This window comes from Prevotella melaninogenica (assembly GCF_018127925.1).
Classification (GTDB): Bacteria; Bacteroidota; Bacteroidia; order Bacteroidales; family Bacteroidaceae; genus Prevotella; species Prevotella melaninogenica_C.
In genome coordinates this window covers 1,727,096-1,751,357 of record NZ_CP072348.1, presented here as the reverse complement: position 1 = coordinate 1,751,357, position 24,262 = coordinate 1,727,096, and the positions used below count along the sequence as shown (strand labels likewise).

The 24,262-nt window shown below is 41.7% G+C and carries 18 protein-coding genes, 1 tRNA gene and 3 pseudogenes; 4 read left to right on the top strand and 18 right to left on the bottom strand.

Going from position 1 to position 24,262, the window contains the following annotated elements; genetic code table 11:
• Together J4861_RS12580 and J4861_RS12575 are read right to left on the bottom strand one after the other, a co-directional pair.
• Window positions 1-1,881, bottom strand: a complete 1,881-nt coding sequence (locus J4861_RS12580) for an IS1634 family transposase (RefSeq protein WP_211817110.1) — start codon at window positions 1,879-1,881, stop codon at window positions 1-3.
• A gap of 165 nt (window positions 1,882-2,046) precedes the next feature.
• Window positions 2,047-2,313, bottom strand: a pseudogene (locus J4861_RS12575) (signal-peptide-containing protein); the annotation flags it as partial.
• 516 nt (window positions 2,314-2,829) lie between these two features.
• Here J4861_RS12575 and J4861_RS12570 point away from each other — a divergent pair.
• The 3 genes and pseudogenes from J4861_RS12570 to J4861_RS12560 form a co-directional block, all read left to right on the top strand.
• Window positions 2,830-3,045, top strand: coding sequence for a hypothetical protein (locus J4861_RS12570; RefSeq protein WP_211817109.1), 216 nt, complete (start codon window positions 2,830-2,832; stop codon window positions 3,043-3,045).
• Between the two features lie 39 nt (window positions 3,046-3,084).
• Complete coding sequence (locus J4861_RS12565) at window positions 3,085-4,620, top strand: hypothetical protein (protein ID WP_211817108.1); 1,536 nt, start codon at window positions 3,085-3,087, stop codon at window positions 4,618-4,620.
• Window positions 4,621-4,774: 154 nt separating this feature from the next.
• Window positions 4,775-5,074 (top strand): annotated as a pseudogene (locus J4861_RS12560) (IS5 family transposase); the annotation flags it as partial.
• On the opposite strand, the pseudogene J4861_RS12555 reads toward J4861_RS12560, so the two are convergent.
• The 11 genes and pseudogenes from J4861_RS12555 to prmC form a co-directional block, all read right to left on the bottom strand.
• Window positions 5,074-7,206, bottom strand: a pseudogene (locus tag J4861_RS12555) (SusC/RagA family TonB-linked outer membrane protein); the annotation flags it as partial. The pseudogenes J4861_RS12560 and J4861_RS12555 overlap by 1 nt on opposite strands.
• Window positions 7,207-8,513: 1,307 nt before the next feature.
• Window positions 8,514-9,227 carry a DUF4919 domain-containing protein gene (locus J4861_RS12550; RefSeq protein WP_211817107.1) on the bottom strand — a complete coding sequence of 238 codons (714 nt, stop codon included), beginning with the start codon at window positions 9,225-9,227 and terminating at the stop codon, window positions 8,514-8,516.
• Between the two features lie 146 nt (window positions 9,228-9,373).
• Window positions 9,374-10,915, bottom strand: a complete 1,542-nt coding sequence (locus J4861_RS12545) for a YifB family Mg chelatase-like AAA ATPase (protein WP_211817106.1) — start codon at window positions 10,913-10,915, stop codon at window positions 9,374-9,376.
• Window positions 10,916-10,926: 11 nt separating this feature from the next.
• Window positions 10,927-11,922: a TlpA disulfide reductase family protein gene (locus tag J4861_RS12540; protein ID WP_211817105.1), complete on the bottom strand. Its 996-nt coding sequence runs from the start codon at window positions 11,920-11,922 to the stop codon at window positions 10,927-10,929.
• 16 nt (window positions 11,923-11,938) lie between these two features.
• Window positions 11,939-12,024: transfer RNA gene (locus tag J4861_RS12535), tRNA-Leu, on the bottom strand.
• Between the two features lie 115 nt (window positions 12,025-12,139).
• A complete protein-coding gene (locus J4861_RS12530) occupies window positions 12,140-12,724 on the bottom strand; it encodes a hypothetical protein (RefSeq protein WP_211817104.1) in 585 nt (194 codons plus the stop codon).
• A gap of 64 nt (window positions 12,725-12,788) precedes the next feature.
• A complete protein-coding gene (locus tag J4861_RS12525) occupies window positions 12,789-13,238 on the bottom strand; it encodes an SRPBCC family protein (protein WP_211817103.1) in 450 nt (149 codons plus the stop codon).
• A gap of 175 nt (window positions 13,239-13,413) precedes the next feature.
• The gene (gene pyrE, locus J4861_RS12520; protein ID WP_211817102.1) at window positions 13,414-14,046 is read right to left on the bottom strand and encodes an orotate phosphoribosyltransferase; all 633 of its coding nucleotides are present in this window, start codon (window positions 14,044-14,046) and stop codon (window positions 13,414-13,416) included.
• 385 nt (window positions 14,047-14,431) lie between these two features.
• Window positions 14,432-15,139 carry a ComF family protein gene (locus tag J4861_RS12515; RefSeq protein WP_211817101.1) on the bottom strand — a complete coding sequence of 236 codons (708 nt, stop codon included), beginning with the start codon at window positions 15,137-15,139 and terminating at the stop codon, window positions 14,432-14,434.
• Window positions 15,123-15,641 (bottom strand): regulatory protein RecX, encoded by a 519-nt coding sequence (locus J4861_RS12510; RefSeq protein ID WP_211817100.1) that lies wholly within the window; start codon window positions 15,639-15,641, stop codon window positions 15,123-15,125. Before J4861_RS12510 ends, J4861_RS12515 begins: the two co-directional genes overlap by 17 nt.
• Window positions 15,638-16,501: a peptide chain release factor N(5)-glutamine methyltransferase gene (gene prmC, locus J4861_RS12505; protein WP_211817099.1), complete on the bottom strand. Its 864-nt coding sequence runs from the start codon at window positions 16,499-16,501 to the stop codon at window positions 15,638-15,640. The genes J4861_RS12510 and prmC overlap by 4 nt, the downstream gene beginning before the upstream one ends.
• A gap of 27 nt (window positions 16,502-16,528) precedes the next feature.
• On the opposite strand from prmC, the gene ribD reads away from it, so the two are divergent.
• The gene (gene ribD / locus J4861_RS12500; RefSeq protein WP_211817098.1) at window positions 16,529-17,647 is read left to right on the top strand and encodes a bifunctional diaminohydroxyphosphoribosylaminopyrimidine deaminase/5-amino-6-(5-phosphoribosylamino)uracil reductase RibD; all 1,119 of its coding nucleotides are present in this window, start codon (window positions 16,529-16,531) and stop codon (window positions 17,645-17,647) included.
• 167 nt (window positions 17,648-17,814) lie between these two features.
• On the opposite strand, the gene J4861_RS12495 is transcribed toward ribD, so the two are convergent.
• The 5 genes from J4861_RS12495 to J4861_RS12475 form a co-directional block, all read right to left on the bottom strand.
• The gene (locus J4861_RS12495) at window positions 17,815-19,104 is read right to left on the bottom strand and encodes an L-cysteine desulfidase family protein (protein WP_211817097.1); all 1,290 of its coding nucleotides are present in this window, start codon (window positions 19,102-19,104) and stop codon (window positions 17,815-17,817) included.
• A gap of 75 nt (window positions 19,105-19,179) precedes the next feature.
• On the bottom strand, window positions 19,180-19,593 hold the full coding sequence (locus J4861_RS12490; RefSeq protein WP_211817096.1) for a hypothetical protein: 414 nt from the start codon (window positions 19,591-19,593) through the stop codon (window positions 19,180-19,182).
• Between the two features lie 857 nt (window positions 19,594-20,450).
• A complete protein-coding gene (locus J4861_RS12485; RefSeq protein ID WP_211817095.1) occupies window positions 20,451-22,421 on the bottom strand; it encodes an AAA domain-containing protein in 1,971 nt (656 codons plus the stop codon).
• Window positions 22,422-22,544: 123 nt separating this feature from the next.
• Window positions 22,545-23,327: a Fic family protein gene (locus J4861_RS12480; protein WP_249110857.1), complete on the bottom strand. Its 783-nt coding sequence runs from the start codon at window positions 23,325-23,327 to the stop codon at window positions 22,545-22,547.
• 62 nt (window positions 23,328-23,389) lie between these two features.
• Window positions 23,390-24,145 carry an FG-GAP repeat protein gene (locus J4861_RS12475; protein WP_211817094.1) on the bottom strand — a complete coding sequence of 252 codons (756 nt, stop codon included), beginning with the start codon at window positions 24,143-24,145 and terminating at the stop codon, window positions 23,390-23,392.
• Window positions 24,146-24,262 lie beyond the last annotated feature (117 nt).

Genomic DNA, 24,262 nt, shown 5'->3' with positions numbered 1-24,262 from the left:
TTATGTGCTCTGTGTCCTACAAATTTTATTCTTTTTGAATGGTGAGTGTTTTAAGTTCAACTTATCGTATATTTGTTTTGCTTGCTTCGAAGGACTACTACATTGGCGCATCTCGATGATTTCACCTAATGGATTCTTTCCTTTTGTGGTGACGAGCTTTTGGGTGCTCATACGTCGTACTATCTCGGTCCAGTAACAGGATTCTCCTTCTCGTTTTAATTGACAACGGATGGTGTTTACCACCCAGTAGGCTAATAAACCGAAGAAGAGGTGTGCGTCGCTTCGCTCATCTTTCTGATGATAGATAGGACGGAGGTTGAGATCATTCTTTAGTTGTCTGTTCGTACATTCTATCTCACGAATGAGATTGTAGTATTCCCATGTTACACGCTCAGAAAGTGTCCTGACATTGCTGCGGAGGAAATAGACTCCGTGACCAGATTCCATTGCCGAGAGGTCTTTTATCTCCCAGTCTACACGCAGCATCTCCTTGGGTTTCTTCTCGTTTTTTATGTAGCTTATCTGGTAGAACTTCGCTATAGAAGGGTACTTCTGTATGGCACGTCCTGTACGTTCAACAACCTTTTCATAGGTTTTTGTTCCACCTTTCTTGGAGATTCCATTGTTTATCCTCTGCAGTTCCATCTCAAAACGCTCTCTCCAAGCCCTGTTCATGGACGACTCTGTCATAGCTTTCGAAGGAGATGTTATTTCGAGATAATAATCCTTATCATCCTCTGTCTTAATCTCTTTCAGCGTTATCTTTTTCCGGCGGGTATCCATTACTGTAACGCTCTTGTTATCATCACTGAGCGTATAGTCCTTCATTTTCGTACGAGACACGCAGAGATAATTGTAACCTTTCCTTTTGATCAGCTCCAAGTTCTCTTCCGTGGCAACACCTGCATCCATGACAACGAGCGTACCCTTTGTTCGTGATGGATTCCTCTTTGCCAGCGTATCAATCATATTGGGCAGAGACTTGGGGTCTGCTGTATTACCCTCCAAGATAGAAGAATAACGTATAAAACCTTCTTTATTGATACATAGTGCAAGTACAAGTAGCTTACAGTCAGAGCGTTTTTCTTTTGACCGACCGAACTTGGCCTTGTCGCTGTTACGCTTACTGCCCTCGAAATAGAAGTTGGTTAAGTCGAAGAGCATCAACTTGTTGTCTATATTAAAGAGATCGTCAGTAACGTTGCACAGATGACGCTCTAACTGTTCCTTTAGTTCATATAATTTGTCAGTGACTTTATACAGAGAATTGATTCCTGGTGTCCAGCCAGGAACTCCACTATAAAGTTCAGCGGCAGCCGAGTTATCGCGCAAATAATAATAAGACGAACGTTCAGAAACTGCATATACTGTGCGAACAATCAATGCTGACAAAGCCGTGTGTATCGTATTCTCAGTCCAGCCGTTTCTGCGCAGGAAACCCTCTAATTGCAGCTTGTCTATTGTCTGCTTGCAGAGCCACTCAGCACCGACATTCCTTGCGTCAGTATAGTTTGCCGTCTCAAGGTCTATGTAGTTCTCATATTTTCTCAGCGACCTCTGCTCTTCCTTATTAAACCGATCGATTCCACCTTCTTTCTCCATACGGCTCCACCATTCGTCAGCCTTTGCCTGTTCAATAGGAGTAAGACCGTCAAGGTATTCTTTGAAAAGCGAGGGTGTACTTCTGTTTTTGAAGCGTTCGGTAAGAGCGTATGCAATTTTTCGAACCTGTACAGCAGTAAGTGAAGGTTCGAACCCGATGTTCAAAAGAATTAGCGAATGTACATGACCCTGCACATCACGATATGACTCCTTGATGCGATAATAAGGAGCCATGTCCCCTGTGGCAGGGTTGAATCGTGTCTGTACATTTGCGTGCATGAGTGCAAAGTAACAAAATAATTTTGATATGACTGTGTCCTACAAATCAGATTTTACTCCTCGTTACAATACCCTATACTTGATTATCAACCATTTATCAAATTGATACTACACAAAACATCCCGAAAATTTATGAAAAATAATTTTGCCGGTTAAACTTGGGTTAATGTCTTTATCTTTTGCTGGATCGTAAGCCAGACTGCTCACCTTGATACCATCAGTTCCTGGGATAACGGCATTAGGATTGGTATAATGATACCAGAATGGGCTATCGTAAACACCAAGTTTCAGACCCTTCGCCTTCAATTTAGCAACAATAGTTGTCAAAGGAACCTCTGGGGAACTCTCATCTTTTGCAGTATGGCTATAACGTGTCATGTAACCATCGTCACCACTCATTGAAGCGAAACCATCGGTAACAATCTGCACATAAACAAATGTAATACCCTGTCACTCTTATAACGCAAATATAACTCTCCCCAAAAGTTTGTAAATAAGAAGATAACTTCGTCATACTTATCATTAACCCAATCAAAAGCTGCGTATCAACGAGAATTGTTTCTGTCAGATTCATATTCCCCGCTACTACGCTCACCGTATTTAATTGCTGCCAGATATATTTCAAACAGCAATGCTCACCGTATCCCATAGCCATATGATGCATATCCAACAGAAATAGAAAAGACTATCTTGATATCTATATTTTCTTTTTCAGAATATATTCTATATTATTTCTATAACTTAACAAAAAAAATAGGTAAAACAAAAAAATAATCCTATCTTTGCAACTAGAATAACACATCTGAAGTAATTTTCAAAGAAGAAAGTCACTGTGATATTATAGAAACGGATGACAACCTTAATGGGTTAATTAAGGAAAAACTTCGTCATCCCTACAAGTAATTTATACGAGAATTATTCACCGACATTATTTAAATCAAGATAACAATGAATAAAATGCAAATTAATAGAGTTTATCAGAGACCAGAAATTAAAGTTATCTATGTCAGTATTGACAGCTCAATATTGGAGGCTTCCTACCCTGGAGACCACCAAAAAGGCGAACACAAAACAGGTCCATCGGAAGAATCAAGCACTGGTGCCAAACGTTCCTTTTTCTTCAGAATCTCTGAAGAAAGTACGCCAACAAAATGGGATGAGTAAAAAGCAAAATAGAGACAAAAAGAAACATAGAACACTAAAATGAATATTAGATTATATTATCAATGGACTATGGCAGCTCTGCTGCTAACAGCTGCAGGCTGCTCAAACGACGATATACAGACAGCGAACATCACAAATACTGATAAAGAAACTACAGAAATAGCACAGACAAGTTTCGTCACGGGAGAGGAAAGTACAACACGCACATCGCTTAATTATAATACAAGAGATTTCTACTGGGAGACAGGTGACAAAATCTTTGTAAAAGACGATGCAGATACTTTCAAACAAAGCAGCAATACGGTATCGGGGACGAATGTGCTAACATTCAAATTCAATATGCCTGGTACATACACTAACAATAAGTACAGAGTTTATTATCCTGGAGCAAAAGGCACAGAAAACAATGTGACAATTGCTTCCGAACAGGAGCAAAACGGTCCTGACAACACCCTACATTTCGGAGTTTCGGGCGATTGTGGATCGGATGAAGCTATACGACAGCCTAACGGACAGTACAAGTTCAAGCTAAAGCATGCAGCAGCCTATCTTTGCTTCAATCCTAATTACGATCACGCATTGACCAATGTCTATGTGACGAAGATTGAGGTGACTGCTGACAAGAACATTGCGGGAGCCTACACACTAAACACGAATGGAGAACTCACTGGCTCGGGTAACACTAAAACAATTAAGCTGACTCCCAAGGCTTCGGGCAGTAATGACGGCTTCATCATGCAAAATAATGCTTCAGGAACAAGCTGTGAGACTGGGCAAATGTATATGGTTATCATGCCTGGCAGATACAAGCTCACCGTGAAATATTATGTTAAGGACAAAGATACAAATGTATCAGGTGCCATCACAAAGACTTTCGGCGAGTTCACGTATGCTCCGAACGGCTACTATGACATGCCTGCCACGCTGTCCATCAGAAGCTATGGGGACGATTACTATATGTGGGATGCCAAACAAGAGTACTGGTACGGACACAAGGTCGACCAGCCGAAAAAAGGAAATGTCACAGGCACCAACATCCCAACCAGTTCTGACGCCGACCGATGGTACAACGCAGCCACATTCCCAACAGCAGCCAGCAATAAGGCAAAGGACTGTCCTAACATCAACGAGCTATTTTGGTACTGCAAGAAAGGTGACCCACACTGGGACAACACAACGCTTTGGTCAGTGTGGGGACATCTGTACACTGGCGGTATATGGCTCAAAAAAGCAAGTGTGATTGCCCAAAAGGAAGGTAAGACCACTACTGATCTCAAGAATGCTTCTCCTGATGGACAGAACCGTGCCAATAAAAAAGTTTTTGAGACTCCGCCATCCCAAACTATAACACAGGGAACTCCAAGCAAGCTCAACGACTATTTCTTCCTACCTGCTATGGGACGCTATGCGGGAGGTAAACTCTTTTATTTCAGAACCTGTGGAGACTACTGGACGAGTACGCCTTACCCTTACAATTCTAAGATTAGCTATAATCTTCACTTTGACAATGGCACGCTGACGGTAAGTAACACCAGCAACTGGGAAAACGGATACAAACTGTGGAAGACTGAATAAACTTCCCCAAGATCTATACTAACAACAGGTGTGCAGAACACGGAGTTATCTCCTGTCTGCACACCTGTTTACTTTCTTGTTTAGCGAATGTTGAATAAAGAGTATAAAAGCCTCCAAAAAACTTCGCGAACAATTCTATATATGCTTTTAATATTTGTATAATAACCTTCTTGAGGAGTTTAATAAGCAACTGGAAGCTAAAGGAGTAATTATTAAGTATGGTTCCATTGTTAATCCCAGTATAACCAATACTCCATTTCGTCCTCTTGGAGGTAAAATTTATGAGGTCATTGAGGACAGAAAAGAGAATGAGAACAATGAAGTTTCTAAGAAAGTGATGGTCAAAGAAGCTAACAAGCCTAATGTAGACACAGAAGCTCGTTGGGTAAAGAAGATGAGAAAAATCCATTTCGGTTACAAGCGTCACACGGTAACAGATGACAATGGAATAGTATCACCCAAGAGGTCTTGCTGTGTACGATTGAAGTAGTTGAAAGAACCGAAGAGGTTACCATTGAACAATGCCCAATCAAGTCCGACGTTCCAGTTCTTACCCTTCTCCCAGTGCAAGTCAGGGTTTGGATTCTTACCAGGACCCCATACTTGATAAGACTTACCATTATAGACATAGTAACCAAAGCCCGTCATTGTGTCAAGTGACTTATATGATTCGAAGTCCTGATTACCTGTCACACCGAAGTCAGCACGGAGTTTCAAGTCGGTCAACCAGCTCTTTGTTCCTGCCATAAAGGTCTCGTCAGAGATACGCCAACCTGCAGACACAGCAGGGAAGTTACCCCACTTGTAATGTTCACCGAACTTTGTTGAACCCTCATGACGCAAAGAAGCTGTCAACATATAGCGTCCCTTCCAGTCATAGCTTACACGTCCGAAGAATGCAATCAGCTTGTAACCATTCTTATAAGAACCCATACCAAGCTCGTCTTTCTTCTTCATGAACTTACCTGTTCCTAAGTTGTTGTCCTCAAGAGCATCGTTAGGGAAGTCCTTGTTCTCTGCATTGAAGCCAGAGTACTGTGCCTCTTGATAAGAGTAACCAAACATAGCCTTAACGTTGTGATTACCAAAAGAGTTGCTATAGTTATTAATCCACTCCAAACTATGGAGAGATTCCTTTTTATAGCTCTGTGAAGCCTCACCATCACGACCTGCATTAATAGTACGGGTGTTGGTTGATGGGCTAAACCACTGGTTATAGTTATCATACTGATGGTCAGCGAATGTCAACTGTGTTGTCAACACCTGCTTTCCAGGATTGGTCAATAACAATGGGAAGAGATTCAACTTAACAGTACCATCCCAGTCTATCAACTTTGTTGTACCAGTATCTTTACGTCTCTTCTCCTGCTCAATAGGGTTCCACTCAGCAGGCTGTCCCTTAAAGTTATAGTACAGCGTAGGATTCTGTGGGTCCCAAATAGGAGTCGTAGGGTTAGCCTCTAAAGCATTACGGAATACATCCCAAGTTGCGTTCTTACGATAGGCAACACGTGGAGCGATATTCAAACCGAAGGTTATCAAGCCGCTGTTGGTTGTATGGTTCAAGCTGATACGAGCACCATACTCCTGACGACCAGAGTACTTATCAATACCCTTTGCATCACGATAGTCTACCGATGCACGGTAATTAGACTTGATATTACCACCACTAAGTGTCAATGTATGAACAGTGCGAACACCAACACGGCTCACTTCCTTCATCCAGTCTGTTGAACCACCAAGGTCATAACCAGTACCAGAAGCCAATCTGTTGGCACGATACTCATCAGGTGAGAGCATATCAAGATCCTTCTTAATGACATCTAAAGCGATAGATCCATTATAAGAGGTGTGGAGGTTTCCGTCGCGTGCACCCTTCTTAGTTGTCACGAGGATAACACCATTAGAGCCACGTGTACCATAGATAGCAGAAGCTGCACCATCCTTGAGGACGTCGTAGCTTTCGATATCATTTGGGTTAATATTAGTAAGGTTACCACCTGGTACACCATCGATGACAATCAATGGACCAAGTCCTGCAGCACGAGATGAGACACCACGCACCTGGATACTTGCCTGATTGTTAGGGTCACCAGCACCAGTATTGGTAATACTAACACCAGCCACCTTACCTTGAATCATCATAGATGGGTCTACACTTGCTACCTGTGTGAAGTTCTTAGAAGATACGTGAGAGACAGCTGAGGTCAACTCCTTCTTATCCATCGTACCGTAACCAACAACAACGACCTCATCAAGGTTAGCAGCGTCTTCCTGCAACTTGATTTTGAAATCGGTCTGATTGTTCACAGGTAACTCCTGAGTCTTATAACCGATATAAGTCACACGGAGTCGCGATTTTGGACTTGCAACAGACAGTGCGAAGTTTCCATCGATATCTGTCACCACACCATTCTTGGTTCCCTGCTCCATAATGGTTGCACCGATGACGGGGTCACCATGCTGGTCAGTTACCGAACCTTTTACATTGATTTGTTGAGCTGCTACGTTCAAGGTGCAGATGAGTCCCACCAATACGGCAAGAATCTTATGCCATGAACTGCTCTCAGTTTGCAATGGTTTCATGATTGTTAATTTGATTTATGTTTTTAAAATTATTTCCTGTCTTTGTAAACGGGAACCCTTTTAAAAAAGGTGTATGCAAAGATACACGAAATTAGGGCTTTATAATAGATAATAACAAGATGTGTTACGATTTTATAAATACTCTTCACTGATTATCAACAACTTACGATATATAATATACAAATAAATATAATAACAAATATAAGCTTTGACAACAAGTATTAACATCTGACAAAACTTTAATCTATATAGAAAACCTCATACCTCGCTATATTAACATCAGTTTACAACAAGCTTTAAACGACTTGAGTAATAAACTAAAAGACCGATTTTACGTATTGCTGTTATCCTTCTTTAAGCACCGAAACTATCGATGAAATGGGCAAAAATTGAAGTTATAACAACTTTAATCCATACTGACTATAGACTGATTTCTACCCTACAAAACTTAAAAGAAAGATAGGTTAAAATCATTTTGGATCATAGAATATACTCAAAAAAGGCATTTTGTACAATCATAAAGATTTTTCTTTCTACTGACAGTAATTCCTAAGCAACTTCAAAACAAGAATAGAAAACGATTGAAAGTGAGAACCTATCGTTTCCTTTCATAGAATTAGCATGAACCATTATATCACTCTTGTTTCTCTTCTATACACTAAGTCAGTTATCGTTAGTGCGTTGGAAGAGAAGCAAGAAAGTGTTTACACTATAAATCATGCGTATTAGAACAGACGTGAAAACCGCTTAACTGATTTGAAATTTATTTACAACACAAAGCGAAAAAACATCCCGAAAGAGCATTATAAAGGGCAACCAGACGACTATTATAACTAACAAGTAATCAAAGACTTACAAAATCGTATTTCAAAAGGTGCTTAATTGGACTCCAAAAGGGCGTTAGTAAGCGTCCAAAAGGGCATCTTTTGCAAGCCAATTGGGCGTCTTTTCGAAGCCAAAAGGGCATCTTTTAAAAGCGAAGGTGTGAAAAATAATTACAAAATAAAGATAAAACAACAAAAAGCCCCTTCCCAAATGGGAAGGGGTATGACTATTATGATATCTCAATAAAGAAAATACGAAAGCGTAAAAGCGCCTTTTAACCCAAATCGGTCATTAGAGCCTAAACATATTTTGTTTTATTATCGAGCAGATTGTTTGGCTTTGGGGCGCAGGCGTAGCGGGCTACGTCAAGCTACAAAGACAGACAAGATGCCGATAAGAAAATAAAAGATGTTAGGAAACAATACCACAGTAAGAAGAACGATATATATTGTGGTCTAATAACCGATTTGGGTTAAACCGACTTACTTCCCCTTTCCTCCTTGCTGTTCAAACATAGAATTCTCGATTTCAAAGACTCGTTTTACATCAAAGTAAATATCAGAAGAAGTGTAATTAGCATTCGTTTCACCCAAAACAAGACGATCACAACTACCGACTACCATCTGACTATTCACCTTAGGAATACCAAAGAAGAAGTAAACAAGATTATATTCATCCCCCACTGATGTCACGGAGAAAGGGTGTTCCTTACTACCATCACCAGTCATGAAGATTGTATCGAGAATGCGTGATAAACGAACAGAATAAACCTTAAGGCTATCGCTCAACATCCATGATTTATCAGGTTCGGTGGTTGAAAGTTTTCTGAAATGATAAATCTTAGATACAATAGCATTGGTATTAAGCGGATTGCTGGCAAGAACCTTATCTGCAAGCGTAGCAGCAACATCAAACTTACCTTCGTTCCTGGCTTTCGACATATCAAGTTCCATGAACATATCCCTACCATTATTAAGGTAAGTTCGTCCATAAACAGCCAAGATTTTGTCCTCAGCAGTCAATGTGGTATCAGCATCAACATTGATAAGAATATCAACTAACTGCTGAACATGCTGTGGATTAGCTTTCACTTCTGCCTTTATTTTGTCCCAGTCTACAGACATAAATGTCTTATCCGTCTGTGCTGATACTGCTAACGATAGCAGCAACAACACGAAAGCAAATAACTTTCTCATAGTCTTTTTGAATTTGTTTTTTATATATTTGTTAAGTCTTTGGGCGTTATTGTATTTCTATTTCATATAGTGTCTTAGGATTCCGAGTAATCTTAGGGGTCATAGTTTTCTTAGTTTTCCTAATCTTTATAGGGTTGAGAGCGATCTCATCTCTCAGCCCAGTCGCTCCTATCCAAGTTTCTATACCCTATTGCCTCAGCGATATGCTGCACTTGTACAGCCTCTGACTCTTCCAAATCAGCTATCGAACGTGCTACTTTTAGGATTCTGTTATAGGCACGAGCAGACAGTTTCAAACGCTCCATAGCATCACGGAGCAATTTGATAGAGGCTTCATCAGGCTCGGCAAACTCATGAATCATACGCTCAGACATCTGCGCATTACAATGAATATTACGATAACTGCTAAAGCGATCGGTCTGAATAGCACGCGCACGGATAACACGTTCACGAATAGCAGCACTCGGCTCGCCCGGTGTTGCTTGTGATATATCTTTGAAGGGGAGAGGTGCAATCTCACACTGAATGTCGATTCTGTCCATTAACGGACCTGAAATCTTAGCAAGATACTTCTGAATCTGCCCTGGAGTACAAACACAATGATGCGTAGGGTCAGCAAAATAGCCACACGGACAGGGATTCATACTTGCTACAAACATGAAACTACAAGGATAAGTAACCGTATACTTGGCACGTGAAATCGTTATATGACGATCCTCCAAAGGCTGACGAAGTACCTCTAAAGTGTGTTTATTAAACTCTGGTAACTCATCACAGAAGAGCACTCCATTATGTGCAAGGGTTATCTCACCCGGCATCGGATTGGCTCCACCACCCACGAGTGCAACCTCAGAGATAGTATGGTGAGGGCTACGGAAAGGACGTTGCGTAATCAGTCCTGTGTCGCGGCGTAACTTACCGGCTATCGAATGAATCTGAGTTGTTTCCAAACTCTCTGAAAGGGACAAAGGAGGAAGGATAGAAGGAAGGCGTTTTGCCATCATACTCTTTCCACTTCCGGGTGGTCCAACCATGATAAGATTATGTCCACCAGCCGCTGCCACCTCTAATGCTCGCTTCACATTCTCTTGTCCACGGACATCGGCAAAGTCGAGGTCGAAAGCATATTGATGCTCGTAAAACTCTTTCCGCGTATCTACAAAACAAGGTTCTGGAGTCGATGTACCATTAAGGAAGTCAATTACTTGCAGGATATTATCCATTCCATAGACCTCCAACGTGTCTACCACAGCAGCTTCGTGCTCATTAGCTTTCGGCACAATGATACCTTTGAACTTCTCGGCACGTGCCTTAATAGCTATGGGTAGCACACCTTTAACAGGCTGTAAAGTACCATCAAGGCTCAATTCTCCCACAAGTATAAACTCTCGCAAACGGTCACAACTCATCTTCTCATTGGCAGCCAAGATGGCTATTGCCAATGGGAGATCAAAACTGGAGCCTTCCTTCTTGAGGTCGGCAGGAGCAAGATTGGCGGTGATATCGGCTACAGGAAACTTGTAACCAGTATTAAGAAGTGCTGCAGCTATACGGTCATGGCTTTCCTTTACCGCTCCGTCTGCAAGACCGGTAAGATGGAACAACACGCCCCGTGTGATACTAACTTCGACTGTCACGGTGGTAACTTCCATTCCGTTAACAGCTGCACAGAATGTTTTTACAAGCACACTATTAGTTTTTATTCGGCGCCATAACGCTGACGGATGGTGTTAGCAGTGATGTTTCTTTCGACTACTTTTCCATTGCGAATGACGATATTATCTGGTATAGTATTAAGACCAAAGGTTTTGAGCAGTGGTGTATTAAGTAGTTTTCCATCACAAACATTGGAAAACTCAATCCCATCACGCTCTAAAGTCTGCTTTACCTCCTTAGGGTTGGCATCTACACAAATGCCCAAAGCAGCTATCTTTCCTGCTTTCACTGCATCACTCAGCGCACGTTGGACATCAAGGCTCTCGTAACTCCATGCTGCCCATATGCTGATAATAACGACGTCTTTTCCTTGAAAAGTCGTGTTATTAACCGTCTTTCCATTGACATCTTTAGCTGAGAACTTAGGCATCTTACTACCGACTGGCAGTGAGCCAAGCTCAGACAGATGTCGTTGAAGACGACCCAAAGTGGCATTATCGGGCTGTTCTTTTATCAATAAAGGTAAAAGCTTTGCAGCCTGTTTATAGTCAGGAGATTCTGTTTGAACAAGATAACGATTGAGTAGATACGCACTCACAGCAGACTCTGGATGGTCCTTGATAAATGCGATTGCATACTTCAACTCCTCTGGAGGAGAGACACTTGCTATCTGTTTACGGAACTTAGTCATGAGTTCATTATCCTCCGTGCCCTCTACCTCCATCTCTTTCAAGTGGGAAGCATCCGCTTTTACCTCAACCGCTTCGCCCGATTCAGCAAAGATTGGTTGTGTTGAATAATTAGGGAAGATGATAATTAACGTAGAAGGTTTGCTACAAGGCTTCTCATAAGAGAAACGACCCGCCTCAATCTTGATGGTATCCAAACCCGCAATACCACCATCGGGACTATACACATAAAGCTCACCTTGATTCATATGCAAGAAGCGTCCCTCCATCTTGAAGTAACCGCTACGGGTACCACAAGAAATTAACAGCAGGGAGAACAAAAGAATGTATGCTATTCGCTTCATGCGCATAGGATTTAAGAAGAAGTGCCGCGAGCGGGACTCGAACCCGCACAGCCATTACTGGCCAAGGGATTTTAAGTCCCTCGTGTCTACCAATTCCACCATTGCGGCAAACCGTTTGCAAAGATAAGGCTAAATCTTCGAACTGGCAAAGGTTTTGCAAGTTTTTTTATTTATTAGTCTTATTACGCCTATTGAACCTATTAATCCAATCAGGCTAATTACCTTAATTTACCCCCAAAACACCATATGGTTCCGTACTTCTTGCACGATAGCGTATCAATTTCTTACCACTATCACCCGAAACAATATTTCCGCCAGTGTTAAGGTTATACTTACGATGACAGTTATTACAAGTACCAAAGCCATCACTACTTATCTTCAACTCGTAAGAACGCAAAGGAAGTGTATTCGTATTGAAGCAATTAGGGCACTGTAAGTCGTAAGCATAGAAAGGAGAAGGGTTGTCCAAGTTGCCATAACCAACAATAAGTCCATTGTTCAAGCCCACATGTTTCCAACTCTCCAACCTAAGATCAATCCCATCAAACCACACAGGTGCACTTGATTTCAGTCCTTGATTGTTCTCAAAGAAGAAACAATAACGACCACTGACAACATTAGTTCTTATCGTACAATACACACCCGGCGATAAAGGATTCATCGCTGAGGCAAGGATGGGGTCTTGATGTGTCTCGTTGTGAAAGGTAAAGAAGTTACGATGACTACTATACTCATAGTCAACTACATCACCACAAGATGACAATAGTACTACAAGCATTAACAAAACAGACTGAACTACTTTCTTCATACCTTACTTCTTTATCTTTACAAAACTCACCAAGTCCTCCTCCCTTAGGAAGGAGGTAAACGTCTTATTCGAATGGAATCATTGCCAACGCATCGGCAATTTTCTCAATACCTTCTTGTAAAGGCTTTGACACCATACTCTTTGCAAAGAAAGGAATATCGGCATCTATCGTGAGTTTCATCTTTGAAGAAGACTCTGTAACAGGCAGTATCTGAATCCAGAAATTAAAGGATAATGGCGAATTAGCACTCTCAAACTTAATCGTCTTAGGCTCTTCACGCTCGATAATACGCATAGAAATCTGACCAACAGGGTCAACATTCACAGACAAGGAGTCCTGATCAAAGGTGATATTCTGCAATCTTTCTTTGACCTTATCCATCTCATCATTACCCGTAGAACCTTCTGGGAGACGCTCCTTCAGACGCTGTACATTATTCAAGTCGCTCAGCGTGTTGTATACACACTGCTGAGAATGAGGAATTTGCTTTACGCTACTTTCAAACTTTGTCATTGATAATCTTTATTGGGGAGTTTAAGAGAAAAGAACTGGAAGAAAGCTGAACAGCTTGGAATAGAAGTTTATAACTACCTGTAGGGACGCACGAAGGATGCGCCCTCTACATAAAATTATATTCAATCAATCCCTAAGAAATAAAAATCTTTACTTCCAGCGGAATACTTAGAAATTACTTTCTCCAGTTTGCTGGGTCCTTACGCCAATCATGCAACATAGAAACCTCAGACTCCTTTATATAACCAGTCTCAAGGGCTTTCTCTACAACATGCTCATAATCGGTGAGCGTTACAAGCTTTACATTAGCCTCACGGAATGCCTCCTCAGCAACTGGGAAACCATAGGTATAAGAAGCAACCATACCCACAACCTCAAAACCAGCCTCACGAAGTGCTGCAACAGCTTTCAAAGAAGAGCCACCAGTTGAGATAAGGTCTTCTACAACAACAACCTTAGAGCCTGCAGGGAGTTCGCCTTCAATCTGATTCTTCATACCATGGTCCTTTGGTTTCGGACGAACGTATGCGTATGGCAATGCCAACTCTTCAGCAACGAGCATACCCTGTGCGATAGCACCCGTAGCAACACCAGCCACAGCAGTAGCCTCAGGGAAGTTCTCAAGGATAGCATGAACTAACTCGAGCTTCACAAACGAACGTACATCGTGAAACGATAACGTCTTGCGATTATCACAATAGAATGGTGACTTCCAACTACTTGCCCATGTAAATGGGTCATTAGGTTGCAACTTAATTGCTTTAATTCCGAGCAGTTTGCCTGCAAAGACTTTCTTTAAATCTTCCATCTTGATAGTTTATGGTTATATACTAACTGCAAACTTACACATTTTTTCTGAGATTAAAGGATAAAAAGACTATAAAAGAAGATAACAAGAACAGATGTTACTCCTATCAAATACAAGAATAGTTTTATTTGCTTTGAGTAGTATAACCCTTCCAAACAATCCTCTAACGCAAATTTTCCGACGACAAATTGCATTGGTGTTAAGCCTCCGCACCAATGGTGCGGACCATCAACACATCACGTGCGGACCATCAACACAATAATAGAAGAGGGAGAAAAATATCCATATCTGCCACCAAAAACTGATACTGTTAACTATTAATTACTTGCGAAGATGAGTACTACTTATAGACTAACAATAATAAAACAAGGAATAATGAGACAGCTTAATCATTATTCGCAAAGCCAAGTGAGAGGACACTAATCTTGACATTCGTCCCTTTAAGGAGTTCTTTAGCAGCGGCAACGAGTGTAGCACCTGACGTGATTACATCATCAACCAACAAAATGTGTTGATTGTTTAAGGGGGAAGCATCGAGGAGGTGAAAGGCTTTCTCTACGTTTTCATTTCGTTCCCAACGGCCTTTCTGCGTCTGACTGCCATGAAAACTGATACGTTCTAAGACCTTATCTAAGACAGGCAAACCAGTTTCTGCACTGATACCACGCACTATCTCCACACTTTGATTATACCCTCTTTCTCGCTCACGCTGCCGAGCAAGTGGCACAGGAACAACGGCTGTGATTCCATCGAAGAAGCCATCATGAGCAAACTCTGCTGCAACAATACGCCCAAGTCGCTCACCTATCTCAGGATGTCCGCCATACTTCAATTGATAAAGCAAACGACTGGTGTCAGAATGGGCTTTATAAAAGAAAAAGGCTGTACCCTTTTCTATGGGAATCCTACCCCAAAAGAGGCGCACAAGCTTATTGTCATAACCTGATTTTGCATAGCCCGTACGAGGGAGACAATGATTACAACAAGCACACATCACCTCTTCCGTAACAGTCAGACGCCTACCACAAACCGTACAAGGACGAGGGGCAAGGGTGTCTATCAGGCGAGCCAATAAACTAATCGTCTGTGTCATCGTCTACGAAGTCAACATCATCATCCGCAGCAACGACTCCTTCATCTATACACCTGCGGATTAAATCCATCGTAAAACCACGTCCCATCGCAAACTTTATCAACTTCATTGATCGCTCGTAATCGCTCTCTGCTTTAATAGTACGATACTTACTCGCTAACAATGGGCGCAAGACTTCAAGATATTCTTCATCTTCAATAGCATCAAGGATAGGCGAAGAGATGGCACTATCGACTTTCTTCATCCACAACGCCTGCTCAATCTTTCGCCTTCCCCACTTGTTATAGCGGATTTTATCATGCACAAAAGACTCCGTATAACGGCTATCATCAACGTAATGCAGCGTTATCAACTTCTCCATAATACGCGCTTGCGCATCTTCTGATAGTCCCCATTTGCGCATCTTCTCTAACATCTCGCCAGAGCAATGCTCACCTTTCGCACATAAATCGGCAAGTTTCTTCAGGGCTTGTGGCTCTAATATGGGTCGTTTCTGTATCATGGTCGGATGGCTTTTGTGAATCGGAGCTTACCAAACTGGTCTTCTCGCAGTTCTATCTGCTTATAACCTAACGTGTTTAACATCTCCTTCACGTCATTAATATACAATGGATTGGTCTCAAAATAAAGTACCCCATCAGCCGATAATGCCTGCACACCATACTCAGCGATTGCCCGATAGAAGCGTAGCGGGTCATCGTCTGGAACGAAGAGCGCTGTTTCTGGTTCATACGCAAGCACGTTCCCTGCCATGTCTGTCCGTTCTTTGTCGCAAATATAAGGCGGATTGCTAACAATAACATCAAACTTTTGCTGCATAGCTGCTGCTGAAGGATGAAGCGCATCCTCCATTTTTAGCTCCACACGTACCTGATATTGGTGTACATTCTCACGTGCAACGAGTAGTGCATCACCCGATATATCCCACGCCGTAACAGCCGAGTTGCGCAGATTAGCAGCCAACGTAACAGCAATACAGCCACTACCCGTCCCCACATCTAAGACCTGCAGAGGTGCAGGAGGCTGCAAAGCACAATAAGGTAGGTTGTAATCATCCTCTATCCAACGGCACAGTACCTCAGTCTCTGGGCGTGGAATCAATACGCTCGGAGCCACATGAAATGTGCGCCCACAAAAGGTTTCACGTCCTAAAACATATTGTACTGGCTCTGAACGCTCCAAACGAAGGATGATTTTCTCTAATTCCTCCTCCGCTTCTCGGGATAATTCATTAACTTTGCCCGTATATATATCGGTCAGCGTAATGCCAAACTGCACCTCTAACACAAGCCGAACAATTGCTTGTGCCTCACCGTCATCGTACATGGGAGTGAGTCTGTGCCATAAATCTTGGTATGTCATAGCTGCAAAGATAGGAATTTTAATGAAATGAAACAAGAAGAAACTGACGAAAAATACATGCGTCGCTGCCTGCAATTAGCTCGTAATGGACAACAGCTTGCTAAGCCTAACCCAATGGTTGGTGCGGTCATTGTGAGCAAGGAGGGTAGGATTATCGGCGAGGGCTACCACGTACGCTGTGGCAAAGGGCACGCAGAGGTGAACGCTTTTGCATCTGTAAGGAAAGAGGACGAGGCTTTGCTACGTGAAGCAACGGTGTATGTCAGTCTTGAGCCTTGCTCTCATTATGGGAAAACACCTCCTTGTGCCGACTTGATTATCAGTAAGGGTGTGCGCCGTGTGGTATGCGGTTGTATCGATCCTTTTGCCGAAGTGCAAGGACGTGGAGTAAAGAAGATTCGCGAAGCAGGGATAGAAGTGACCGTGGGGGTATTGGAGAAAGAGTGTTTAGAACTGAATAAACGGTTTATAACTTATAACACACATAAACGACCTTATGTGATATTGAAGTGGGCGCAGGCAGAAAGTAGACTATCAAACACGCCATTCAACACACCAGCCAGCCCCTCCCCCTTACCCCTCCCCCATAGGGAGGGGAGTAATCACCGAGATACCCCTGAGGAAATATGTATATTGAATAGCACTGAAGAAAGTGTAACTACTTGTACTAAAAATCCTTCTGTGCCTTACATTGGCAACTTGCCAGGCAAAGACTATCAGCCATTGATTATCTCTACCCCCTTTACAAAGATGTTAGTACATAAAATGAGGGCGGAAAATGATGCGATTCTCGTTGGGAAAACAACAGAAGAATTAGAACAACCACAGCTGACAGTAAGGGAATGGAGCGGTCCAAGTCCAGAGAAATTGGTGCTGACAAGTCAACCGACAAAAGCTGGAGAATACACAACACCTGCTGAAGTGCTGTCCCATCTCTATGCTGAAAAGAAGCAAAGTCTCATCGTGGAAGGTGGTACAAAGACTTTACAGAGTTTTTTGGATGCAGGACTATGGGACGAGATACGCATAGAATCGGCTCCTTTCACGGTTAACGAAGGTATCGAAGCGCCAAAACTCCCAGAGAACATACGTGTTGTAAAGGTAGAGAAGTATGTTAACAAGATTGTAACCTACGAACGAGCGTAGGATGAAATGACATCCATTCGATACTACAAAACGACTAAAAACAATTTATCTTCATGAAAAAAAGAATTTCTTTTCATGAAGATAAATATTTATTTTCACGACAAAAAATATTTCTTTTCATGAAAATAATTCGACAATAAGACTGAGTTGAAAGTGCAATAGTCTTTTTAATTGCACTTATGTGTCATAATATTTAATACCATATCATCGGTAATACACATCGCTTCCTTACCTATACTTGTTAGGTTACGGATAGATTTATCAACATCTTCATCAATGATTCCCTCTGCAGACGTTACGTGCTTGCCCTCCATGGAAAGCGTTGCAGAAAGGATAGCTGTTGACACTCCCGATGAGATCTTCAGTGAACAACTTGGCTTCGCACCATCACAAATCATACCCGTAAGGTTGGCTATCATATTCTTTACTGAATGGCAGACATTGATATAATTGCCTCCCATCAGATAAGTAATACCACAACTGGAACCAATACTTGCCACAACACAACCGCAAAGGGCAGAGAGTGCACCAAGACTCTGCTTGATATAGATAGCCGTAAGATGACTCAAAGTAAGTGCGCGGATAAGTTCTTCACGTGTATTCTCATTCTCCTTCGCAAAAACAGCCACTGGGTTGGTTGCACAGATGCCCTGATTTCCAGAACCACTATTACTCATCACTGGTATCAAAGCACCACCCATACGGGCATCACAGGCAGAAGCAGTCTTTGCAATAACATGTGAGAAGATGCTATTACCAAAGATTCCACGACTCAAAGGACGGTCCATTATCTTACCCAAACAATGTCCGTAGTTTCCCTTCAAAGCCTCAGCTGCAGCACGAAGATTATAACGTTTTGCCTCAAGAATAAACTCAATCTCATCGATAGGAGTAGTTGTAGCAAACTCCCATACCGTATTGAGGTTCAGACAAAGGGGTGCTTTTTCGACAGCAGCTGTGCTGGGTTGCATCTTATCGAGCAGAACAGTACCGTCCTTCTCTTCAAAGACAATATTCGTATGAGTACCCATGATGATGGCTGTCGCACGATGTCCCTCAGCCTCACAAGTAATTTCTATGTATAGTTTCTCGGTGATACCGTCCTTCAGTTTGACATCAATTCGATTCTCACTGATAAATGTCTTGCCAGCCTCCAAAGTAACAGGTGTGAGGTCCTTGATAACCTCCAACTGATATTCTGACTTACCCACCAAAGCACCGAGGGCAATGGCAATAGGCAGACCAATCATTCCCGTTCCAGGAATACCGACTCCCATCGCATTCTTCAGAATATTAGCAGAGAGCAACACGCTAATATGTTCTGGTTTCTGACCTAACAACTCTGTAGCACGTGCAGTACACAATGCCACAGCCATTGGCTCTGTACAACCCACAGCAGGTACTACCTGCTGGTGTATCAACTCGATAATCTGTTCTCTAATGTTCTTCTCAAGCATAATGATGTGATTTAGGTTTAGCTTGATATTATTATGATATTAAATAATTCTCCTTCGTATCTACCCGCTCAAACATCAATCTATTTGAGAGAGCTTATTACTTAACTCTTGTCGCATAGCCTCCATCTTCTGACGTCGATTGATAGAGAATGTAGAGCCATTCGCCTCAACATAGTCGAATAACCTATATGATTTCTCCATCAGCATCTGCCGCAAAGGCTGCACTTTGTAGCTTGCTTCAGCATATAGCAACTCTGCAACCATATTGATTTTGTCTATCCGTTCCTCCTCTTCCCACTGCTCCTTGGCATATGTCAACAGCTCATCAACGGAGAGATTACGTAAATCATCATACTCTCCAACATACTGTCTGTAAAGGTCTTTCAAGTCCTTATCGCGCTTCAGGTCATCATCTTTCTTCGTAAGAAAGCGTGAGATAGCAGCATTAAATTCCTCTATCAAACGAATAAAATAATCTCGTTGTAACATAGTAGATTTCCTTTTATGACACAAAAGTAAATAAAAAATTGATATAAATCCACTTTTCAGTGTGTAATTAAACAAAAAATATGATTCTTCCGCTAAATGCGTAGATTGTTAATAGAATGAGTTTAATCTACATACATGGTATGACTACTCCCAATTAGATGGTTTTAGAACTGCGGATAAACTATGTAATAAATGTAATTAGGTGTGATGTCTATCTGTCGTTTACAAACAAATTATTCCTATGATATTGATTCTTTATAAACTATTTTCACACAGTTCAAAACCAAGACATGCTCTTTTGGCTTCTAAAAGACGCCTAATTGACTTGCAAAAGGTGCCCTTTAAGACCCTTACTAACGCCCTTTTGAAGTCTAATTAAGCACCTTTTATTTTGTCATTTGGTAACTAATTGATTCTCTGTTGATTGCAAACCTGCTTCTTATATGTGTTTTGCCGTTAGCTATAGATGTTTTCTTTGAAATTATGTAATTATTTTTCAAATTCCTATTTACATATTTCTCGAAGTCTTAAAATGAAAAAGTTTTAGGATTGGGCTTATAAAGAATTATTGGTGTCCGATAAAACTTTTGGGAGTTATCTGTGTTAGATAAAATAGGCTTAAACTTATGATTTCATTAATTTATTTGGTTATTATAGGGCTTTCCTTGTCAAAATAAGCGCATTTTATAATGCTTACAGTTTAAAACTGAAAGCCAAGCCCATGGATAAGTAAAACGGCTGCAACACCGATGGATAAAGAGATACAGAGCTTTCAGTTTATTTTTACCGGACAGCAATAATAAAGAATTAGCCCAATTAGCCTAATAAGGCCAATTGGGCTAATAGAATAGATACTTTCAGGACTGTGGAAGGCTCTCCCACAGCTTCTTATAAAATTCGTGTTTGGTCATTGTTTGGACATTACCAAGGATAATCAGCTTCATTCTGGCACGTGTTATGGCCACGTTCATACGGCGTAAATCACGCAAGAAACCTATCTGACCATCATCATTGGAACGCACAAGAGAAATAAGAATCACGTCACGTTCCTGTCCTTGAAAGCCGTCAACGGTGTTCACACTGATAAGACTTCGATAAGGCTTAAAGAACTCTCGCTTCTTAATCAGACTGCGAAGATACTGCACTTGAGCGCGATAAGGAGAAATAACTCCCACGTCTATCCGTTCTTCCAACACTCTATGCTTGCCTATCTTTGTGAAATAATCCTTTAAAGTCTTGAGTGTTAGCCCTGCTTCTCCTTTATTAATACGACCAAAAGAAGAGCCAACAAACTGTTCGTGGAAGGCGTTTTCCTTATCGTTATTTGACTGAGAAGAGACCGAATTAGCGTTACTTTCCGTCAAATCATACGATGCTACGACGGTTTCATCTGACGTATCAATCCACACCATTGGATTATCATAATCAAGGATGCCACGGTATTTAATCTGTGGAGCGGTCTCCACCTGCCCTCCATAGAACCAATCAGACGAGAAGCGCATAATCTCTTCATTCATACGATACTGCACCTTTAACAGCGTAACAACCTCTGGCTTGTTCTCAACAATGCGTTCCATCAAGGTCTTACCCAAGCCTCCACGCAGCGCAGCAATGCTCTTTACCGTCGGAGGAAGTTGGCAATGATCACCCGCAAAGACAATCCTCGATGCCCTACGAATAGCTATCCAGCAGGCCGCTTCAAGGGCTTGTGCAGCCTCATCGATGAACAAAGTCGTGAACTTCTGACCTTCCATTATCCTACTGTTAGCTCCAACAAGGGTGGAAGCAACGACACGTGCCTCTCCAAACAACTCGGCATTGATACGTATTTCAAGCTCTGTTGCACGGCTCTTAAGTCTATCCATCTTCTGATGATAGCTTTCAGAACCTTTCTTTCTGTTGTTCCTCAGTTCACGAATAGCCTTCCGAATCGACCACAACTGTGGGTAGTCTGGATGCGCTTCAAACTTCCTTTCGTATGTAAAACCCAGCATCTTATCGTTCACTCGAGTAGGATTACCAATGCGAAGGACATTGATACCACGGTCGACAAGCTTCTCACAAATCCAGTCAACAGCCATATTACTCTGCGCACAAACCATAACCTGACTCTCCCGCATCAGTGTTTCGTTGATCGCTTCGACCAATGTTGTTGTCTTACCTGTTCCCGGTGGACCATGAACTACCGCCACATCCTTTGCCCATAACACCTCGTTGACAGCCTTTTCTTGTGTCGGATTCAGCCAAGGTAATCGAATCGGAGCAAAGGAGAACTTCTCAACCTTCTGTCGTGAATAGAACAAATCGCGAAGATAGGCAAGTCTATTTCCCTTTGCTTTCATGGTACGGTCTAACGCATCGAACATCATTTGATAGCTCGTTTCATCAAAACCTAATTGACATCCAATCTGCTCTGAAGCTGATTGTAGGTCTAATAAAGGTGCAGAGTCAGGGACAGCAACAACCATTCTGTCGCCCTCTACATAAGATACCGTACCTGTAAAACCATAGTATTTCAGTTGAACAGCCTTATTAGGAGTCTCCTCCCCTTTCTCAATAAACTTAAAAAAAAGGAGTGGTCTACCACATTCAAAGTTATGTTCGATATCCCCATCCTGTGTACGAAACACCTCAATGCACAGTTGGTTAAGTCCATTATAAAACCGTTTTCCCACTCTTAATGGGAACCAAGCGTCACCTCGCTTCACTTTCCGCTGCATACCAACAGTCTCAGTCTGCTTTCTGAAGGCTTCTTTCTCGGCATAATACTCCATTTGAAGCAGTAAACGTTGACGTTGTAAGAGTTGTATTGGACTTTCCTGAAGCATATCTTTTTATAGTTGACGAGGTTACGAGTTGACAAGTTAACGAGTTATGTGTAAATAATTAAAATGAGATTATATATAAATAAAAGCACACTTTACACACTAAATATAAAAGAAAGTAGACCACTAAAAGAAGAACATTGTACGACTATTCTGCTTCTTCTGAGCCAAAGCATATTCCATTTGCTTTGTAGCTGCCTTAAAGAAGAAAGCAATTAGATGTTCATCCGTCCCTTCCATACGTATGGCTCGCAAAGCAGCAATATACTCCTGTCGATCTTCTTTCTGTATAATCAATTCAGGATAACCATGACGTAGCAAGATGAAGTTGGACAACAACCTACCTGTTCTCCCATTCCCATCACGGAAAGGGTGTAAGTATTCGAAGAAACCATGGAACCGAGCAGAAAGCACCATAGGGTGAAGTTCTCCACGTTTCATCATCTCAGCTGTTGAAGACATCAGTCGTGGTACCTGTGCCACCAATCCTTCATGCTCGCCAAAGACCGTATCACCCGCTGCCATATCTACCGTTGTAAACTCCCCAGGTACGGCATCTGCCTGCTTATAGGTGAGCGTACGAAGTGTTACCAACCTATTGATGGTCTTCAATAGTTCAACATCAAAAGGGTGATCTAAATGATTATGCATCCATTCATATGCTGCAAAGTGGTCTGCCATCTCCTGACACTCCAACAAAGACTTACCAACTGGATGGTAGCCTAACTGTTCTTCAAACAGACAACGTGTATCATCCACTGAGAAAGAAGATCCTTCTATACCACAGCTATGGCAGGAAAAAAGGATTTCAGAATACTCTCTAAACGCCTTCTTTCCCATTGGCAGCACTATCTTTTCTTGATACTCTGCTACCAATTCATCATATCTTTTTATCTCTGTTTCAAACACTTTACAAATATAATACTTTTTATCTAATATCCATTCTACAACGAATAAAAAACAGGAAGGGCTTAACAACTGAAGTCATCCTCTATCTCTGCGACTTTACCCATTTGCAAACCAGGGGGCGCACAAGATGATAAGAACAAGGCAACACGGAGTTCCTCATAATCTGTAGGTAAGGAAAGAACAAGGTCTAACTTCCCATCTCCATCCAAGTCACCAGCAAACAGAAGTGCAAAACTTGCTGCATCGACCCTTGCCTCCCTAACTATTCGTTCTCCATTCAGCAATAATGTATAGTTCTTTAATTGGCTTTCTCCCTGCGCCTTTGCCTCTAACTTGTAATGCTTTCCTGCAAAAGTAAAATTCCTTACAGAGCCTGGCTCCAGGTAAGTAGTATCTGAGAATGCAACATCAGCAATCTTAACTTTCCCCTTCTTTATTGGCAACTGATTGACAAACAATATCGTGTTTCGCTTTTCTGCCAGGTATGTTGGAATAGTACTTGAGCACGGATCCTCTCTCATCTCAATACCATACCGAGCTTTACCAACATAATAATCCTTCCCATCTTTATAGAGTTCAACCCAATTCTGGTTGATTATCGTATCTGGATTACATAAACGATAATTAAAAGGAACAAGAATCTTATATGTTAGTGGTGTCTTCTTTGCAACCTTAACACTATCAACCTTCTTTACAGGCACACTATCTTCCTGCTGTACAGACGACTCCTGCGCCTGACTAACAGGCTTCTTATCGGTACAAGAAAGAAGTATCATACAAAGACTCAACAAAAAGACAAGAGACTTAACTTTCTTCATAATCACATGTTTAACACCTTTCAGCAAACATTATTATCATATATCACACGCTGCAAAAATAACACTTTTCCCTCTATATTCCAACCTCGAACGCTATAAAAGACACAATAGTATTAA

Bases quoted from the DNA above. Each gene is read 5' to 3' on its own strand.
- J4861_RS12580 (WP_211817110.1), bottom strand. From the start codon at position 1,881: ATGCACGCAAATGTACAGACACGATTCAACCCTGCCACAGGGGACATG.
- J4861_RS12570 (WP_211817109.1), top strand. From the start codon at position 2,830: ATGAATAAAATGCAAATTAATAGAGTTTATCAGAGACCAGAAATTAAA.
- J4861_RS12565 (WP_211817108.1), top strand. From the start codon at position 3,085: ATGAATATTAGATTATATTATCAATGGACTATGGCAGCTCTGCTGCTA.
- J4861_RS12550 (WP_211817107.1), bottom strand. From the start codon at position 9,227: ATGAGAAAGTTATTTGCTTTCGTGTTGTTGCTGCTATCGTTAGCAGTA.
- J4861_RS12540 (WP_211817105.1), bottom strand. From the start codon at position 11,922: ATGCGCATGAAGCGAATAGCATACATTCTTTTGTTCTCCCTGCTGTTA.
- J4861_RS12530 (WP_211817104.1), bottom strand. From the start codon at position 12,724: ATGAAGAAAGTAGTTCAGTCTGTTTTGTTAATGCTTGTAGTACTATTG.
- J4861_RS12525 (WP_211817103.1), bottom strand. From the start codon at position 13,238: ATGACAAAGTTTGAAAGTAGCGTAAAGCAAATTCCTCATTCTCAGCAG.
- pyrE (WP_211817102.1), bottom strand. From the start codon at position 14,046: ATGGAAGATTTAAAGAAAGTCTTTGCAGGCAAACTGCTCGGAATTAAA.
- J4861_RS12515 (WP_211817101.1), bottom strand. From the start codon at position 15,139: ATGACACAGACGATTAGTTTATTGGCTCGCCTGATAGACACCCTTGCC.
- J4861_RS12510 (WP_211817100.1), bottom strand. From the start codon at position 15,641: ATGATACAGAAACGACCCATATTAGAGCCACAAGCCCTGAAGAAACTT.
- prmC (WP_211817099.1), bottom strand. From the start codon at position 16,501: ATGACATACCAAGATTTATGGCACAGACTCACTCCCATGTACGATGAC.
- ribD (WP_211817098.1), top strand. From the start codon at position 16,529: ATGAAACAAGAAGAAACTGACGAAAAATACATGCGTCGCTGCCTGCAA.
- J4861_RS12495 (WP_211817097.1), bottom strand. From the start codon at position 19,104: ATGCTTGAGAAGAACATTAGAGAACAGATTATCGAGTTGATACACCAG.
- J4861_RS12490 (WP_211817096.1), bottom strand. From the start codon at position 19,593: ATGTTACAACGAGATTATTTTATTCGTTTGATAGAGGAATTTAATGCT.
- J4861_RS12485 (WP_211817095.1), bottom strand. From the start codon at position 22,421: ATGCTTCAGGAAAGTCCAATACAACTCTTACAACGTCAACGTTTACTG.
- J4861_RS12475 (WP_211817094.1), bottom strand. From the start codon at position 24,145: ATGAAGAAAGTTAAGTCTCTTGTCTTTTTGTTGAGTCTTTGTATGATA.